Genomic DNA, 15,647 nt, shown 5'->3' on the forward strand with positions numbered 1-15,647 from the left:
TCGAAGTCAACCTTGGCCGAACCGAAAACTTCGGAGCAGACACGGGTCAGAGCAGCGGTCAGCGTGGTTTTACCGTGGTCAACGTGACCGATGGTGCCAACGTTGACGTGCGGTTTGTTCCGTTCAAATTTTTCTTTAGCCACGACAATTAACTCCTAGCTTAAAGGGGCTGAATCAGCCTTGCTTTTTGGTAACAGTCTCGACGATATGCGACGGAGCTGTATTGTATTTTTTGAATTCCATAGAGTAGCTTGCGCGACCCTGAGACATGGAGCGAACGTCGGTTGCGTAACCGAACATCTCACCCAACGGCACCTCGGCACGAATCACTTTGCCGGAAACCGTATCTTCCATACCCAGAATCATGCCACGACGACGGTTAAGGTCGCCCATGACATCACCCATGTAGTCTTCAGGCGTAACGACTTCCACCGCCATGATCGGCTCAAGCAACTCACCACCACCCTTCTGGGCCAGCTGCTTGGTTGCCATGGAGGCAGCCACCTTAAACGCCATCTCGTTGGAGTCGACGTCATGGTAAGAACCATCGAACACAGTCGCCTTCAGGCCGATCAGCGGATAGCCGGCGACAACGCCGTTCTTCATCTGCTCTTCGATACCCTTCTGGATCGCCGGGATGTATTCCTTAGGAACCACACCACCTACGACTTCGTTCAGGAATTGCAGACCTTCCTGACCTTCGTCAGCCGGTGCAAAACGGATCCAGCAGTGACCGAACTGGCCACGACCACCGGACTGGCGAACGAACTTGCCTTCGATTTCACAGCTCTTCGTGATGCGCTCACGATAGGAAACCTGAGGCTTACCGATGTTGGCTTCGACGTTGAACTCACGGCGCATCCGGTCAACCAGGATGTCCAGGTGCAACTCGCCCATGCCGGAGATGATCGTTTGACCAGTCTCTTCATCAGTCTTGACGCGGAAAGACGGGTCTTCCTGAGCAAGCTTGCCCAGAGCGATACCCATTTTTTCCTGGTCGTCCTTGGTCTTAGGCTCAACGGCAACCGAAATAACCGGCTCCGGGAAGTCCATGCGAACCAGGATGATTGGCTTGTCAGCGTTGCACAAAGTTTCACCGGTGGTGACGTCCTTCATGCCGATCAAGGCCGCGATGTCACCAGCGCGTACTTCCTTGATTTCTTCACGGGCGTTTGCGTGCATCTGCACCATACGACCCACACGCTCTTTCTTGCCTTTTACCGAGTTGATCACGCCGTCGCCGGAGGCCAACACGCCCGAGTAAACCCGAACAAAGGTCAAGGTACCCACGAATGGGTCGGTAGCGATCTTGAACGCCAAAGCCGCGAACGGCTCGTCGTCACTTGCGTGACGCTCCATTTCCTCTTCCTCGTTATCCGGGTTGGAACCCTTGATAGCAGGAATGTCGGTTGGAGCAGGCAGGAAGTCGATAACGGCGTCGAGAACCAGGGGAACACCCTTGTTCTTGAAGGAAGAACCGCAAACAGCCAGAACGATCTCACCAGCGATAGTACGCTGACGCAGAGCGGCCTTGATTTCCTCGTTGGTGAGCTCTTCACCTTCGAGGTACTTGTTCATCAGCTCTTCGCTGGCTTCGGCCGCTGCCTCAACCATGTTGCTGCGCCATTGCTCGGCTTCTTCCAACAGTTCGGCAGGAATATCCTTGCGAACAGGGACCATGCCCTTGTCGGAATCGTTCCAGTAGACAGCTTGCATGTTGATCAGATCGATCTGACCCTGGAAGTTGTCTTCGGAACCGATAGCCAGCTGGATCGGCACTGGAGTGTGACCCAGGCGCTGCTTGATCTGAGCGATCACGCGCAGGAAGTTGGCACCGGCGCGGTCCATCTTGTTTACGTAAACAAGACGTGGAACGCCGTACTTGTTGGCCTGACGCCATACGGTTTCCGACTGAGGCTCAACACCCGAGGTACCACAGAACACAACGACAGCGCCGTCGAGTACACGCAGGGAACGTTCAACTTCGATGGTGAAGTCTACGTGGCCCGGGGTATCGATAACGTTGAAGCGGTGCTCGTGCGGGTACTGCTTCTCGGAACCTTTCCAGAAGGCGGTGATAGCAGCAGAAGTAATGGTAATACCACGCTCCTGCTCCTGCACCATCCAGTCTGTGGTCGCGGCGCCGTCATGCACCTCGCCCATTTTGTGACTCTTGCCGGTGTAAAAAAGGACGCGCTCGGTGGTGGTGGTTTTACCAGCATCCACGTGAGCAACGATACCGATGTTACGGTAGCGGTTAATCGGTGTAGTACGAGCCATAAAGCCCTCGCAAATTGAGTGACGCTAAAATTAGAAGCGGTAGTGCGAGAAAGCCTTGTTGGCTTCAGCCATACGGTGCACGTCTTCACGCTTCTTAACTGCAGCACCTTTACCTTCAGCAGCGTCCAACAGTTCACCAGCCAAACGCAGAGCCATGGACTTCTCGCCGCGCTTGCGGGCGAAGTCTACCAGCCAGCGCATTGCCAGGGCGTTACGACGGGACGGACGAACTTCGACCGGAACCTGGTAAGTAGCACCGCCCACACGGCGCGACTTCACTTCGACCAGCGGAGCGATGGCGTCGAGAGCTTTCTCGAAGATTTCCAGGGGATCGCTGTTCTTGCGTTCCTTAACTTTGTCCAGTGCGCCATAAACGATACGCTCGGCAACGGCTTTCTTGCCGCTTTCCATTACGTGGTTCATGAACTTGGCGAGAATCTGGCTTCCGTATTTCGGATCGTCCAGAATCTCACGTTTGGCTGCTACGCGACGTCTTGGCATTGATAAGCCCTCAAACGGTCTTCAGGTTAGCCCGGGACAGCGGATGCGTGCCCGACCTTACTCTTATCGACTCAATAAAATTAAAAACTGCTAAACGGCCGATTATTTCGGACGCTTGGTACCGTACTTCGAACGACCTTGGTTACGACCTTTAACGCCGGAAGTATCCAAAGAGCCGCGAACGGTGTGGTAACGAACACCTGGCAAGTCTTTTACACGACCGCCGCGGATCAGGACCACGCTGTGTTCTTGCAGGTTGTGGCCTTCACCGCCGATGTACGAGGAAACCTCGAAACCGTTGGTCAGACGCACACGGCATACTTTACGCAGTGCCGAGTTAGGTTTTTTCGGCGTGGTGGTATACACACGGGTGCATACGCCACGACGTTGCGGGCAGTTCTGCAGCGCAGGCACGTCGGATTTCTCGACGATACGCTTACGCGGCTGACGTACCAGCTGGTTGATAGTTGCCATCTACTAGCTCCACTGTTGTCTTGCGACGCTATTGTCTTACAAGAAAAGCAAAATGGCAGGAACGAATTCCCGCCAAATTTAGGGGATCAAGAGTCTAAAGAGGATCTTGTCCCCAGTCAAGGCAAGGCCCCGACCTCCCCGCCCGCCGGATCTCGACAATTTGTCTCGATCCGCCGAACGGGGCGACCAGGGCCAGGCACTCAATTACCGCAGAACTCAGTTACCACTCGAGTTCAGTGCTTCGGTCAGTGCAGCTTCCACTTCACTGGCGCTTACGCGCAACGGCTTGTCGGCATCACGGCGACGCTTGCGCTCGCTGTGATAGGCCAAACCGGTACCGGCCGGGATCAGACGACCCACGACCACGTTTTCTTTCAGGCCGCGCAGGTAATCGCGCTTGCCGGTTACCGCCGCTTCGGTCAGTACACGGGTGGTTTCCTGGAAGGAAGCCGCCGAGATGAACGATTCGGTGGACAACGACGCCTTGGTGATACCCAGCAGCACGCGAGTGAACTTGGAGACAAACTTGTCTTCGGTCGCCAGGCGCTCGTTTTCCACCAGTACGTGAGTCAGTTCCATCTGGTCGCCCTTGATGAAACTCGAGTCGCCGGATTCAGCGATCTCGACCTTACGCAGCATCTGACGCAGGATGGTCTCGATGTGCTTGTCGTTGATCTTCACGCCTTGCAGACGGTAAACGTCCTGGATCTCGTTCACGATGTACTTGGCCAGCGCACTCACACCCAGCAGACGCAGGATGTCGTGTGGATCGCTCGGGCCGTCCGAGATAACTTCGCCGCGGTTTACCTGTTCGCCTTCGAAGACGTTCAGGTGACGCCACTTCGGAATCAGCTCTTCGTACGGATCGCTACCGTCGTTCGGTGTAATGACCAGGCGGCGCTTGCCCTTGGTCTCTTTACCGAACGCGATGGTGCCGCTGACTTCAGCCAGAATCGAGGCTTCTTTCGGACGACGGGCTTCGAACAAGTCGGCAACACGCGGCAGACCACCGGTGATGTCGCGGGTTTTCGAAGTTTCCTGCGGGATACGGGCGATAACATCACCGATCGCGATCCGCGCACCGTCCGCTACACCGACCAGGGCGTTCGCTGGCAGGAAGTACTGAGCGATTACGTCAGTGCCTGGCAGCAACAGATCCTTGCCGTTGTCGTCGACCATCTTCACGGCCGGACGGATGTCCTTGCCGGCAGCTGGACGATCTTTCGCGTCGAGTACTTCAATGTTGGTCATACCGGTCAATTCGTCGGTCTGACGCTTGATCGTGATGCCTTCTTCCATGCCCACGTAGGTCACGGTACCTTTCATCTCGGTCACGATCGGGTGGGTGTGCGGGTCCCACTTGGCCACGATGGCGCCAGCGTCGACCTTGTCACCTTCCTTGACCGAAATCACAGCACCGTACGGCAGCTTGTAGCGCTCGCGCTCGCGACCGAAGTCGTCAGCGATGGCCAGCTCACCGGAACGCGACACAGCCACCAGGTGACCGTCAACGCGCTCTACGTGCTTGAGGTTGTGCAGACGGACAGTACCGCCATTCTTCACCTGGACGCTGTCGGCAGCGGAGGTCCGGCTTGCCGCACCACCGATGTGGAACGTACGCATCGTCAGCTGGGTACCCGGCTCACCGATGGACTGGGCAGCGATAACGCCGACCGCTTCACCGATGTTCACCTGGTGACCACGTGCCAGGTCGCGACCGTAGCACTTGGCGCAGATGCCATAGCGGGTTTCGCAGCTGATCGGCGAACGTACGATCACTTCGTCGATGCTGTTGAGTTCGATGAACTCGACCCACTTCTCGTCAACCAGGGTGCCTGCAGGAACGATCACGTCCTCGGTACCCGGCTTGAATACGTCACGAGCGATGACACGACCCAGTACGCGTTCACCCAACGGCTCTACAACGTCACCGCCTTCAATGTGCGGCGTCATGACCAGGCCATGTTCGGTGCCGCAATCGATCTCGGTCACGACCAGATCCTGCGCGACGTCTACCAGACGACGAGTCAGGTAACCAGAGTTCGCGGTTTTCAACGCGGTATCCGCAAGACCCTTACGAGCACCGTGAGTGGAGATGAAGTACTGGAGTACGCTCAAGCCTTCACGGAAGTTCGCGGTAATCGGGGTCTCGATGATGGAGCCGTCCGGCTTGGCCATCAGGCCACGCATACCGGCGAGCTGACGGATCTGCGCAGCAGAACCCCGTGCGCCCGAGTCGGCCATCATGTACATCGAGTTGAACGATTCCTGGTCGACTTCGTTGCCATGACGGTCGATGACTTTCTCTTTCGAGAGGTTGGCCATCATCGCCTTGGAGACTTCGTCGTTCGCCTTGGACCAGAGGTCGATCACCTTGTTGTACTTCTCGCCCTGGGTTACCAGGCCGGAGGCGTACTGGCTTTCGATCTCTTTCACTTCTTCGGTGGCAGCACCGATGATGCGGGCTTTTTCATCCGGGATAACGAAGTCGTTAACGCCGATGGAAACGCCGGAAATGGTCGAATAGGCAAAACCGGTGTACATCAACTGGTCAGCGAAGATCACGGTCTCTTTCAGACCCACCACGCGGTAGCACTGGTTGATCAGCTTGGAGATCGCCTTTTTCTTCATCGGCAGGTTGACGACGTCGAAGGACAGGCCTTTTGGCACAACCTGGAACAACAGCGCACGGCCGACGGTGGTGTCGACAATACGGGTGTTGGTCACGCTGCCGCCATCACGATCGTTCACGGTCTCGTTGATCCGCACTTTGACCTTGGCATGCAGTGCGGCTTCGCCAGCACGGAACACACGGTCAACTTCCTGCAGATCCGCGAACACACGACCTTCGCCCTTGGCGTTGATCGCTTCACGAGTCATGTAGTACAGACCCAATACAACGTCCTGCGACGGAACGATGATTGGCTCACCGTTGGCTGGCGACAGGATGTTGTTGGTCGACATCATCAACGCGCGCGCTTCGAGCTGGGCTTCCAGCGTCAGCGGCACGTGCACGGCCATTTGGTCGCCGTCGAAGTCGGCGTTGTACGCAGCACAGACCAGCGGGTGCAGCTGGATAGCCTTACCTTCGATCAGTACCGGTTCAAACGCCTGGATACCCAGACGGTGAAGGGTCGGTGCACGGTTGAGCAGCACTGGGTGTTCGCGAATCACTTCGGCGAGAACGTCCCAGACTTCTGGCAGCTCGCGCTCGACCATCTTCTTGGCCGCCTTGATGGTGGTAGCGAGACCACGCATTTCCAGCTTGCCGAAAATGAACGGCTTGAACAGCTCCAGGGCCATCTTCTTGGGCAGACCGCACTGGTGCAGACGCAGCGTCGGGCCTACGGTAATAACCGAACGACCGGAGTAGTCGACACGCTTACCGAGCAAGTTCTGACGGAAACGGCCCTGCTTACCCTTGATCATGTCAGCCAGGGACTTCAGAGGACGCTTGTTGGAACCGGTGATAGCGCGGCCACGACGACCGTTGTCGAGCAATGCGTCGACCGCTTCCTGCAACATACGCTTTTCGTTGCGCACGATGATGTCCGGAGCGGACAGGTCGAGCAGGCGCTTCAAGCGGTTGTTACGGTTGATCACTCGACGATACAAATCGTTGAGGTCGGAAGTCGCGAAGCGACCGCCATCGAGGGGAACCAGTGGACGCAGGTCTGGCGGCAGTACCGGCAGAACGGTCAGCACCATCCACTCTGGCAGGTTGCCGGAACCCTGGAAGGCTTCCATCAACTTCAGACGCTTGGACAGTTTCTTGATCTTGGTTTCGGAGTTGGTTTGCGGAATTTCTTCACGCAGGCGGCCAATCTCGTGCTCCAGGTCGATAGCGTGCAGCAGTTCGCGGACAGCTTCGGCACCCATGCGGGCATCAAAATCGTCACCGAACTCTTCCAGCGCTTCGAAGTACTGCTCGTCGTTCAGCAGCTGACCTTTCTCAAGGGTGGTCATGCCCGGATCGATAACGACATAGCTCTCGAAGTAGAGAACGCGTTCGATATCACGCAGGGTCATGTCCATCAGCAGGCCGATACGGGACGGCAGCGATTTCAGGAACCAGATGTGGGCAACTGGCGAGGCCAGTTCGATGTGGGCCATGCGCTCACGACGAACTTTTGCCAGCGCGACTTCAACGCCGCACTTCTCGCAGATCACACCACGGTGCTTCAAGCGCTTGTACTTACCGCACAGGCACTCGTAATCCTTTACCGGGCCAAAGATCTTGGCGCAGAACAGGCCGTCACGCTCGGGTTTGAACGTACGGTAGTTGATGGTTTCCGGCTTTTTTACTTCACCGAACGACCACGAACGGATCATCTCAGGCGAGGCCAATCCAATACGGATGGCGTCGAACTCTTCGACTTGACCCTGGTTTTTCAGCAAATTCAGTAGGTCTTTCAAGGCCTTTCCTCCTGGCGGAGCAGAGAGCGGGCAAAACAGCCCCGCTCTCGATTCGCGTCACGTGTTATTCGGTTTCCAGATCGATATCGATGCCGAGGGAACGAATTTCCTTGATCAACACGTTGAAAGACTCGGGCATGCCCGGCTCCATACGGTGATCGCCGTCCACGATGTTTTTGTACATCTTGGTCCGGCCGTTCACATCGTCCGACTTCACTGTGAGCATTTCTTGCAGAGTGTATGCAGCACCGTACGCTTCCAGTGCCCAGACCTCCATCTCCCCGAAACGCTGACCACCGAACTGCGCCTTACCACCCAGCGGCTGCTGGGTAACCAGGCTGTAAGAACCGGTAGAACGAGCGTGCATCTTGTCGTCCACCAAGTGGTTCAGCTTCAGCATGTACATGTAGCCAACGGTAACCGGGCGCTCGAACTTGTTGCCGGTACGGCCGTCGAACAGCTGCATCTGGCCGCTTTCCGGCAGGTCTGCCAGTTTCAGCATGGCCTTGATTTCGCTTTCCTTGGCACCGTCGAACACCGGAGTAGCCATTGGAACGCCGCCGCGCAGGTTCTTCGCCAGATCCAGGATTTCCTGGTCGGAGAAGGTGTCCAGCTCTTCGTTGCGTCCGCCGATCTCGTTGTAGATCTCGTGCAGGAACTTACGCAGGTCCGCGACCTTGCGCTGCTCTTCGATCATCCGGTTGATCTTCTCGCCCAAGCCTTTGGCCGCGAGGCCCAGGTGGGTTTCAAGGATCTGACCGACGTTCATACGCGAAGGTACGCCCAACGGGTTGAGGACCACATCGACCGGGGTGCCATTGGCATCGTGCGGCATGTCTTCAACCGGCATGATCACGGAGACCACACCCTTGTTACCGTGACGACCGGCCATCTTGTCGCCCGGTTGGATACGACGACGGATTGCCAGGTAAACCTTGACGATTTTCAGCACGCCTGGAGCCAGGTCATCGCCTTGCTGCAGCTTGCGCTTCTTGTCTTCGAACTTGTCGTCCAGCAGACGGCGGCGATCAACGATATAGGCCTGGGCCTTCTCGAGCTGCTCGTTCAGAGCATCTTCAGCCATGCGCAGTTTGAACCACTGGCCATGCTCAAGACCGTCGAGGACTTCGTCGGTGATTTCCTGACCTTTCTTCAGGCCCGCGCCGCCTTCGGCTTTGTGGCCGACCAGGGCGGAACGCAGACGCTCGAAAGTTGCGCCTTCGACGATCCGGAACTCTTCGTTCAGGTCCTTGCGGATCTCGTCGAGCTGAGTCTTCTCGATGGACAGTGCACGAGCATCACGCTCAACGCCGTCGCGAGTGAAGACCTGTACGTCGATGACGGTACCTTTGGTGCCGGTAGGCACGCGCAGGGAGGTGTCTTTAACGTCGCTGGCTTTTTCACCGAAGATGGCACGCAGCAGTTTTTCTTCCGGAGTCAGCTGAGTCTCGCCTTTCGGAGTGACCTTGCCCACCAGGATGTCGCCTGCGCCGACTTCGGCACCTACATAAACGATACCGGCTTCGTCCAGCTTGTTCAGTGCGGCTTCACCCACGTTCGGGATGTCCGCAGTGATTTCCTCTGGGCCAAGCTTGGTGTCACGGGCCACACAGGTCAGTTCCTGGATGTGGATCGTGGTGAAGCGGTCTTCCTGAACCACACGCTCGGACAGGCAGATGGAGTCTTCGAAGTTGAAGCCGTTCCATGCCATGAACGCGATGCGCATGTTCTGACCCAACGCCAGCTCACCCATATCGGTGGACGGACCGTCGGCCATGATGTCGCTGCGCTGAACCCGATCACCCTTGCTTACCAGCGGACGCTGGTTGATGCAGGTGTTCTGGTTGGAGCGGGTGTATTTGGTCAGGTTATAGATGTCGACACCGGCTTCGCCAGTTTCAACTTCGTCATCGGCAACACGAACCACGATACGGCTGGCGTCGACGGAATCGATCACGCCACCACGACGCGCCACGACGCAAACGCCGGAGTCACGGGCAACGTTACGCTCCATGCCGGTACCGACCAGCGGCTTGTCGGCACGCAGGGTGGGTACAGCTTGACGCTGCATGTTCGAACCCATCAACGCACGGTTGGCGTCGTCGTGCTCGAGGAACGGGATCAGCGACGCTGCGACCGACACTACCTGCTTCGGCGATACGTCCATCAAGGTGACGTCTTCCGGCGCCTTGACGGTGAACTCGTTCAGGTGACGAACAGCTACCAGCTCGTCGACCAGGACCTTCTTGTCGTTCATCGTGGCCGAAGCCTGGGCGATCACGTGATCGGCTTCTTCGATGGCGGACAGGAACACGATCTCGTCGGTAACCAGGGCGTCTTTCACCACGCGGTACGGGCTCTCGAGGAAGCCGTACTGGTTGGTGCGCGCATAGGCCGCCAGGGAGTTGATCAGACCGATGTTCGGACCTTCCGGCGTCTCGATCGGGCAGACACGACCGTAGTGAGTCGGGTGTACGTCACGAACTTCGAAGCCTGCACGCTCACGGGTCAGACCGCCCGGGCCGAGTGCGGAGACACGACGCTTGTGGGTGATCTCGGACAGCGGGTTGTTCTGGTCCATGAACTGGGACAGCTGGCTCGAACCGAAGAACTCCTTCACCGCCGCAGCAACAGGCTTGGCGTTGATCAGGTCTTGCGGCATCAGGCCTTCGCTTTCAGCCATCGACAGACGTTCCTTGACCGCACGCTCTACGCGCACCAGGCCAACACGGAACTGGTTCTCGGCCATCTCGCCTACACAGCGAACACGACGGTTACCCAGGTGGTCGATGTCATCGACGATGCCTTTGCCGTTACGGATGTCGACCAGGGTCTTGAGGACCGCAACGATGTCGTCCTTGTTCAGCACGCCCGAACCTTCGATCTCGGTACGACCGATACGACGGTTGAACTTCATCCGGCCGACCGCAGACAGGTCATAGCGCTCAGGGCTGAAGAACAGGTTGTTGAACAGGGTCTCGGCCGCATCCTTGGTTGGCGGCTCGCCAGGACGCATCATGCGATAGATCTCGACCAGGGCTTCCAGTTGGTTGCCGGTGGAGTCGATCTTCAGCGTGTCGGAGATGAACGGACCGCAGTCGATGTCGTTGGTGTACAGGGTTTCGATACGAACGACCTGGGCCTTGGCGATTTTCGCCAGGATCTCGGTGGTCAGCTCGGTATTGCACTCTGCAATGATTTCGCCGGTGGCCGGATGCACGATGACCTTGGCCGTGGTGCGACCCAGGACGTAGTCGATCGGCACTTGCAGCTCTTTGATCCCGGCTTTTTCCAGCTGGTTGATGTGGCGAGCGGTGATACGACGACCCTGCTCGACAATAACCTTGCCTTTGTCATCCTGGATATCGAGGACAGCGATTTCACCGCGCAGGCGCTGAGGCACCAGTTCCAGGCTGAGGTTTTCACCTTGCACATGGAAGACGTTGGTGGTGTAGAACGCGTCCAGCACTTCCTCGGTGGTATAGCCGAGCGCGCGCAGCAGTACCGATGCAGGCAGCTTGCGACGACGGTCGATACGCACGAATACGCAGTCTTTCGGGTCGAACTCGAAGTCCAGCCACGAACCGCGGTAAGGAATGATGCGCGCGGAGTAAAGCAGTTTGCCTGAGCTGTGCGTCTTGCCACGGTCGTGGTCGAAGAACACGCCCGGGGAACGGTGCAGCTGGGAAACGATTACACGCTCGGTACCGTTGATTACGAAGGTACCGTTTTCAGTCATCAGGGGGATTTCACCCATGTAGACTTCTTGCTCTTTGATGTCCTTGATCGCTTTGTTCGACGATTCTTTGTCGAAAATGATCAGGCGCACTTTTACCCGCAAAGGTACGGCGTAAGTAACACCGCGCAATACGCATTCTTTGACATCAAATGCCGGTTCGCCCAGGCGATAACCGACGTACTCCAGCGCAGCATTGCCGGAGTAGCTGATGATCGGGAAAACGGATTTGAAGGCCGCATGCAGGCCCACGTCGCGGAACTGATCTTTAGTCGCTCCCGCTTGCAAGAATTCACGATACGAATCCAGCTGGATGGCCAGGAGGTACGGCACATCCATGACGTCCGGCAACTTGCTAAAGTCCTTGCGGATACGTTTTTTCTCAGTATATGAGTAAGCCATCAGCGTTCCCCAGCTTGGTCACCTGCTTGTTTGGCCCCTCCCGACGGGAGCAGCCAGAAAATCGTGCAAACCCCATGGTTTGCGCCACCACATCGGGTGGTTACAGCGCGCTATCGACACCGACCCAGTCGGCTGCCAATAACGGAAAAAGGCCGGTGGCAAGAGCCACCAGCCATCAGCCTGTCGCTTAACGCTCGGGCTGGAGACGCAAAGTCGATGCTTACTTCAGCTCGACTTTAGCGCCTGCTTCTTCCAGAGTGGCCTTGGCTTTGTCAGCTGCGTCTTTGGCAACAGCTTCCAGAACCATGGCAGGAGCGCCGTCAACTACAGCCTTGGCTTCTTTCAGGCCCAGACCGGTCAGTTCACGTACTGCCTTGATCACGTTTACTTTCTTCTCGCCAGCTTCGGTCAGCATGACGTTGAATTCGGTTTGCTCTTCAGCAACGGCAACAGCAGCAGCTGGACCAGCGGAAGCAGCAGCAGCGGTAACACCGAATTTTTCTTCGAAAGCTTTGATCAGCTCAACAACTTCCATTACGGACATGTTGCCAACGGCTTCGAGGATATCGTTTTGAGAGATAGACATGACTCTAAATTCCTGGATTGGGGGACGGCCTACGCGACCATCGAAATAAACAAAAAACGCGAAAAGGAGTGTCGAGCCTTAGGCTGCGGCAGCTTCTTTCTGGTCGCGCAGTGCCGCCAGAGTACGAGCCAATTTGCTGGTTGCGCCTTGAATCACGCTCATCAGCTGGGAAATTGCTTCGTCACGGGTCGGCAGAGTTGCCAGTACGTCGATCTGGTTAGCTGCGAGGAACTTGCCCTCGAACGCAGCTGCCTTAATCTCGAACTTGTCCTGACCTTTGGCGAATTCCTTGAACAAACGGGCAGCAGCGCCAGGATGTTGGGTGGAGAACGCGATCAAGGTCGGGCCGGTGAACACGTCGTTGAGGACACTGTACTCAGTGTCAGCAACAGCGCGCTTGAGCAGGGTGTTACGTACAACACGTACGTAAACGCCAGCTTCACGAGCCTCTTTACGGAGTCCGGTCATAGCGCCTACTGTTACGCCACGGGCATCAGCCACGACAGCGGACAGAGCAGCTTTGGCAGCCTCGTTGACTTCAGCGACGATGGCCTTCTTGTCTTCGAGTTTAATTGCCACGGGTTTAACTCCTGCTTGTTACCGTTTCATTCGGTCGAAACCGAATGTCGTTTTGGTGTCTGATTCGGTAAGGAACCGGGAGCACCATCTGCGTAGGCTTGTGGTTTAAGACTTGCGTCGCCTACGGTCTTGGACAGCCCCCGCCAGGCAGGGACCCCAATTTTTCGACTGGCGCGATCGCTCGCGCCAACCTTGAGTCTTACGCGTCGAGCGAGCTCTGGTCGATGACCAGACCTGGGCCCATAGTGGTGCTCAGGGTAACGCGCTTGACGTAGATACCTTTCGAAGAAGCTGGCTTGATACGCTTCAGATCAGCGATCAGGGCTTCAACGTTTTCCTTCAGCTTGACGGCGTCGAAGCCGATCTTGCCAACGGAAGTGTGGATGATGCCGTTTTTGTCGGTGCGATAACGAACCTGACCAGCCTTGGCGTTTTTAACCGCGGTGGCTACGTCTGGCGTTACGGTGCCGACTTTAGGGTTAGGCATCAGACCACGTGGACCGAGGATCTGACCCAGCTGGCCTACAACGCGCATGGCATCTGGAGATGCGATCACTACGTCATAGTTCAGGTCGCCACCTTTCATTTCGGCAGCCAGATCGTCCATGCCGACGCGATCAGCACCAGCAGCCAGAGCAGCTTCAGCTGCTGGGCCCTGGGTGAAGACAGCTACACGAACGGTCTTGCCAGTGCCGTGTGGCAGCACGGTAGCGCTACGAACGACCTGGTCGGATTTACGTGGGTCAACGCCCAGGTTTACAGCAACGTCGAACGACTCGCTGAACTTGACAGTCGACAGCTCGGACAGCAGAGCGGCGGCGTCTACAAAGTTGTAGGCCTTGCCTGCTTCGATTTTGCCGGCGATAGCCTTTTGACGCTTGGTCAGCTTAGCCATTACACACCCTCCACGTTAAGGCCCATGCTACGAGCAGAACCGGCGATAGTACGCACGGCTGCATCCATATCAGCTGCAGTCAGATCCGCGTTTTTGGTTTTCGCGATTTCTTCCAGCTGAGCACGGGTAACGGTGCCAACCTTAACGGTGTTTGGACGAGCGGAACCGCTGGTCAAACCTGCAGCCTTCTTCAGCAGAACCGAAGCTGGGGTGCTTTTTGTTTCGAAGGTGAAGCTACGGTCGCTGTAGACAGTGATGATCACTGGAGTCGGCAGACCTGGCTCAAGACCCTGAGTACGGGCGTTGAAGGCCTTGCAGAATTCCATGATGTTCACGCCGTGCTGACCCAGTGCAGGACCAACAGGTGGGCTTGGGTTAGCCTGAGCGGCCTTCACTTGCAGCTTGATGTAAGCGGTAATTTTCTTGGCCATGAGGCACTCCAATTACGGGTTCTAACGCCTCGAAAGGCTCCCCGGTGACTTGCGCGTTTATCCCAGTGACGACAAAACCCCACAGCCTTGGGCTGCGGGGTTGGGATGCCTGCTCAATCAGACCTTTTCGACCTGACTGAACTCTAGCTCTACCGGAGTAGAGCGACCGAAAATGAGCACTGCCACTTGGATCCGGCTCTTTTCGTAGTTAACTTCTTCAACCGTGCCATTGAAATCAGCGAATGGCCCGTCGGTGACGCGTACAACCTCACCTGGCTCAAACAACGTCTTCGGCTTCGGCTTGTCGCTACCATCAGCGACGCGACGCAGAATCGCTTCTGCCTCTTTATCCGTGATCGGCGCAGGCTTGTCGGCGGTACCGCCGATGAAACCCATCACCCGAGGGGTATCCTTGACCAAGTGCCAAGTCCCTTCGTTCATATCCATCTGTACCAGCACGTAACCCGGAAAGAACTTGCGTTCACTTTTGCGCTTCTGGCCATTACGCATCTCAACCACTTCTTCAGTGGGGACCAGAATCTCGCCAAAGCCATCTTCCATGCCAGCCAGCTTTACGCGCTCTATCAGCGAGCGCATGACATGCTTCTCGTAACCCGAGTAAGCATGCACAACGTACCAACGCTTAGCCACGGGACACCCTTAGCCAACAATCAAGGAAACAAGCCAGCCGAGCAGGGAGTCGAGCCCCCACAACAGCAACGCCATTACCAGAACAACAGCCACAACGATCAACGTGGTCTGCGTGGTTTCTTGGCGAGTCGGCCATACGACTTTACGAATCTCGGTGCGAGCTTCCTTAGCGAGTACAAAGAAAGACTTGCCCTTGGCCGTCTGCAAGCCTACAAAGGCAGCAACAGCAGCAATGGCGAGTAATGCAAGTACACGGTACAGGATCGGCGAAGCAGAATAATACTGATTGCCAACAACGCCAATAACCACCAAAGCGACTACCACTAGCCACTTGAGCAGATCGAAGCGAGAGCCTTGAGCTTCAGCTTTAGGAGTCATCTATGAAGATCCTGTGAAAAGAAAGCCAGACACACTGAGTGAATCTGGCAGGTCAGGAGGGAATCGAACCCCCAACCTACGGTTTTGGAGACCGTCGCTCTGCCAATTGAGCTACTGACCTAAAACAAAATCAGGCCGACCATTATGCCGGCCCGAAAAAGACATTACAACTGTTTACTCGATGACTTTAGCCACGACACCAGCGCCGACGGTACGACCGCCCTCACGGATAGCGAAACGCAGGCCGTCTTCCATCGCGATGGTCTTGATCAGGGTAACAGTCATCTGAATGTTGTCACCTGGCATTACCATTTCAAC

At 56.6% G+C, this 15,647-nt stretch carries 12 protein-coding genes, 1 tRNA gene and 1 pseudogene; all 14 read right to left on the reverse strand.

The window, feature by feature from the left end; genetic code table 11:
• Positions 1-143 (reverse strand): GTP-binding protein (locus tag BLU85_RS29825; protein ID WP_256326681.1); only part of this gene is annotated, 143 nt, incomplete at its 3' end.
• 31 nt (positions 144-174) lie between these two features.
• Positions 175-2,280, reverse strand: coding sequence for an elongation factor G (gene fusA, locus BLU85_RS29830; RefSeq protein WP_060740393.1), 2,106 nt, complete (start codon positions 2,278-2,280; stop codon positions 175-177).
• A 30-nt stretch (positions 2,281-2,310) separates the two neighbouring features.
• A complete protein-coding gene (gene rpsG, locus BLU85_RS29835) occupies positions 2,311-2,781 on the reverse strand; it encodes a 30S ribosomal protein S7 (RefSeq protein ID WP_003186074.1) in 471 nt (156 codons plus the stop codon).
• Between the two features lie 102 nt (positions 2,782-2,883).
• On the reverse strand, positions 2,884-3,255 hold the full coding sequence (gene rpsL / locus BLU85_RS29840; protein ID WP_003186084.1) for a 30S ribosomal protein S12: 372 nt from the start codon (positions 3,253-3,255) through the stop codon (positions 2,884-2,886).
• A 216-nt stretch (positions 3,256-3,471) separates the two neighbouring features.
• Entirely contained in the window at positions 3,472-7,671 is a 4,200-nt protein-coding gene (gene rpoC, locus BLU85_RS29845) for a DNA-directed RNA polymerase subunit beta' (RefSeq protein WP_047230482.1), read from the reverse strand.
• Between the two features lie 64 nt (positions 7,672-7,735).
• On the reverse strand, positions 7,736-11,809 hold the full coding sequence (gene rpoB, locus BLU85_RS29850; protein WP_092205575.1) for a DNA-directed RNA polymerase subunit beta: 4,074 nt from the start codon (positions 11,807-11,809) through the stop codon (positions 7,736-7,738).
• Between the two features lie 220 nt (positions 11,810-12,029).
• Positions 12,030-12,395: a 50S ribosomal protein L7/L12 gene (gene rplL / locus BLU85_RS29855; RefSeq protein WP_092205576.1), complete on the reverse strand. Its 366-nt coding sequence runs from the start codon at positions 12,393-12,395 to the stop codon at positions 12,030-12,032.
• Between the two features lie 78 nt (positions 12,396-12,473).
• Positions 12,474-12,974 carry a 50S ribosomal protein L10 gene (rplJ, locus tag BLU85_RS29860; protein WP_003206099.1) on the reverse strand — a complete coding sequence of 167 codons (501 nt, stop codon included), beginning with the start codon at positions 12,972-12,974 and terminating at the stop codon, positions 12,474-12,476.
• A 199-nt stretch (positions 12,975-13,173) separates the two neighbouring features.
• On the reverse strand, positions 13,174-13,869 hold the full coding sequence (gene rplA, locus BLU85_RS29865; RefSeq protein WP_092205577.1) for a 50S ribosomal protein L1: 696 nt from the start codon (positions 13,867-13,869) through the stop codon (positions 13,174-13,176).
• Positions 13,869-14,300 carry a 50S ribosomal protein L11 gene (gene rplK / locus BLU85_RS29870; protein WP_003176435.1) on the reverse strand — a complete coding sequence of 144 codons (432 nt, stop codon included), beginning with the start codon at positions 14,298-14,300 and terminating at the stop codon, positions 13,869-13,871. Before rplK ends, rplA begins: the two co-directional genes overlap by 1 nt.
• Before the next feature lie 117 nt (positions 14,301-14,417).
• On the reverse strand, positions 14,418-14,951 hold the full coding sequence (nusG, locus tag BLU85_RS29875) for a transcription termination/antitermination protein NusG (RefSeq protein ID WP_010443972.1): 534 nt from the start codon (positions 14,949-14,951) through the stop codon (positions 14,418-14,420).
• Positions 14,952-14,960: 9 nt separating this feature from the next.
• Positions 14,961-15,329 (reverse strand): preprotein translocase subunit SecE, encoded by a 369-nt coding sequence (gene secE, locus BLU85_RS29880; RefSeq protein ID WP_003206102.1) that lies wholly within the window; start codon positions 15,327-15,329, stop codon positions 14,961-14,963.
• Between the two features lie 45 nt (positions 15,330-15,374).
• Positions 15,375-15,450 (reverse strand) — tRNA-Trp (locus BLU85_RS29885).
• 53 nt (positions 15,451-15,503) lie between these two features.
• Positions 15,504-15,647: pseudogene (locus tag BLU85_RS29890) on the reverse strand (elongation factor Tu); the annotation flags it as partial.

The organism is Pseudomonas sp. NFACC14 (genome assembly GCF_900106885.1).
Taxonomy (GTDB): Bacteria; Pseudomonadota; Gammaproteobacteria; order Pseudomonadales; family Pseudomonadaceae; genus Aquipseudomonas; species Aquipseudomonas fluorescens_AA.

What these genes read in the sequence shown, in the direction of transcription:
- rpsG (WP_003186074.1), bottom strand. Translation starts at nt 2,781, where the DNA reads ATGCCAAGACGTCGCGTAGCAGCCAAACGTGAGATTCTGGACGATCCG.
- rplA (WP_092205577.1), bottom strand. Translation starts at nt 13,869, where the DNA reads ATGGCTAAGCTGACCAAGCGTCAAAAGGCTATCGCCGGCAAAATCGAA.
- fusA (WP_060740393.1), bottom strand. Translation starts at nt 2,280, where the DNA reads ATGGCTCGTACTACACCGATTAACCGCTACCGTAACATCGGTATCGTT.
- rplK (WP_003176435.1), bottom strand. Translation starts at nt 14,300, where the DNA reads ATGGCCAAGAAAATTACCGCTTACATCAAGCTGCAAGTGAAGGCCGCT.
- rpsL (WP_003186084.1), bottom strand. Translation starts at nt 3,255, where the DNA reads ATGGCAACTATCAACCAGCTGGTACGTCAGCCGCGTAAGCGTATCGTC.
- rpoB (WP_092205575.1), bottom strand. Translation starts at nt 11,809, where the DNA reads ATGGCTTACTCATATACTGAGAAAAAACGTATCCGCAAGGACTTTAGC.
- rplL (WP_092205576.1), bottom strand. Translation starts at nt 12,395, where the DNA reads ATGTCTATCTCTCAAAACGATATCCTCGAAGCCGTTGGCAACATGTCC.
- secE (WP_003206102.1), bottom strand. Translation starts at nt 15,329, where the DNA reads ATGACTCCTAAAGCTGAAGCTCAAGGCTCTCGCTTCGATCTGCTCAAG.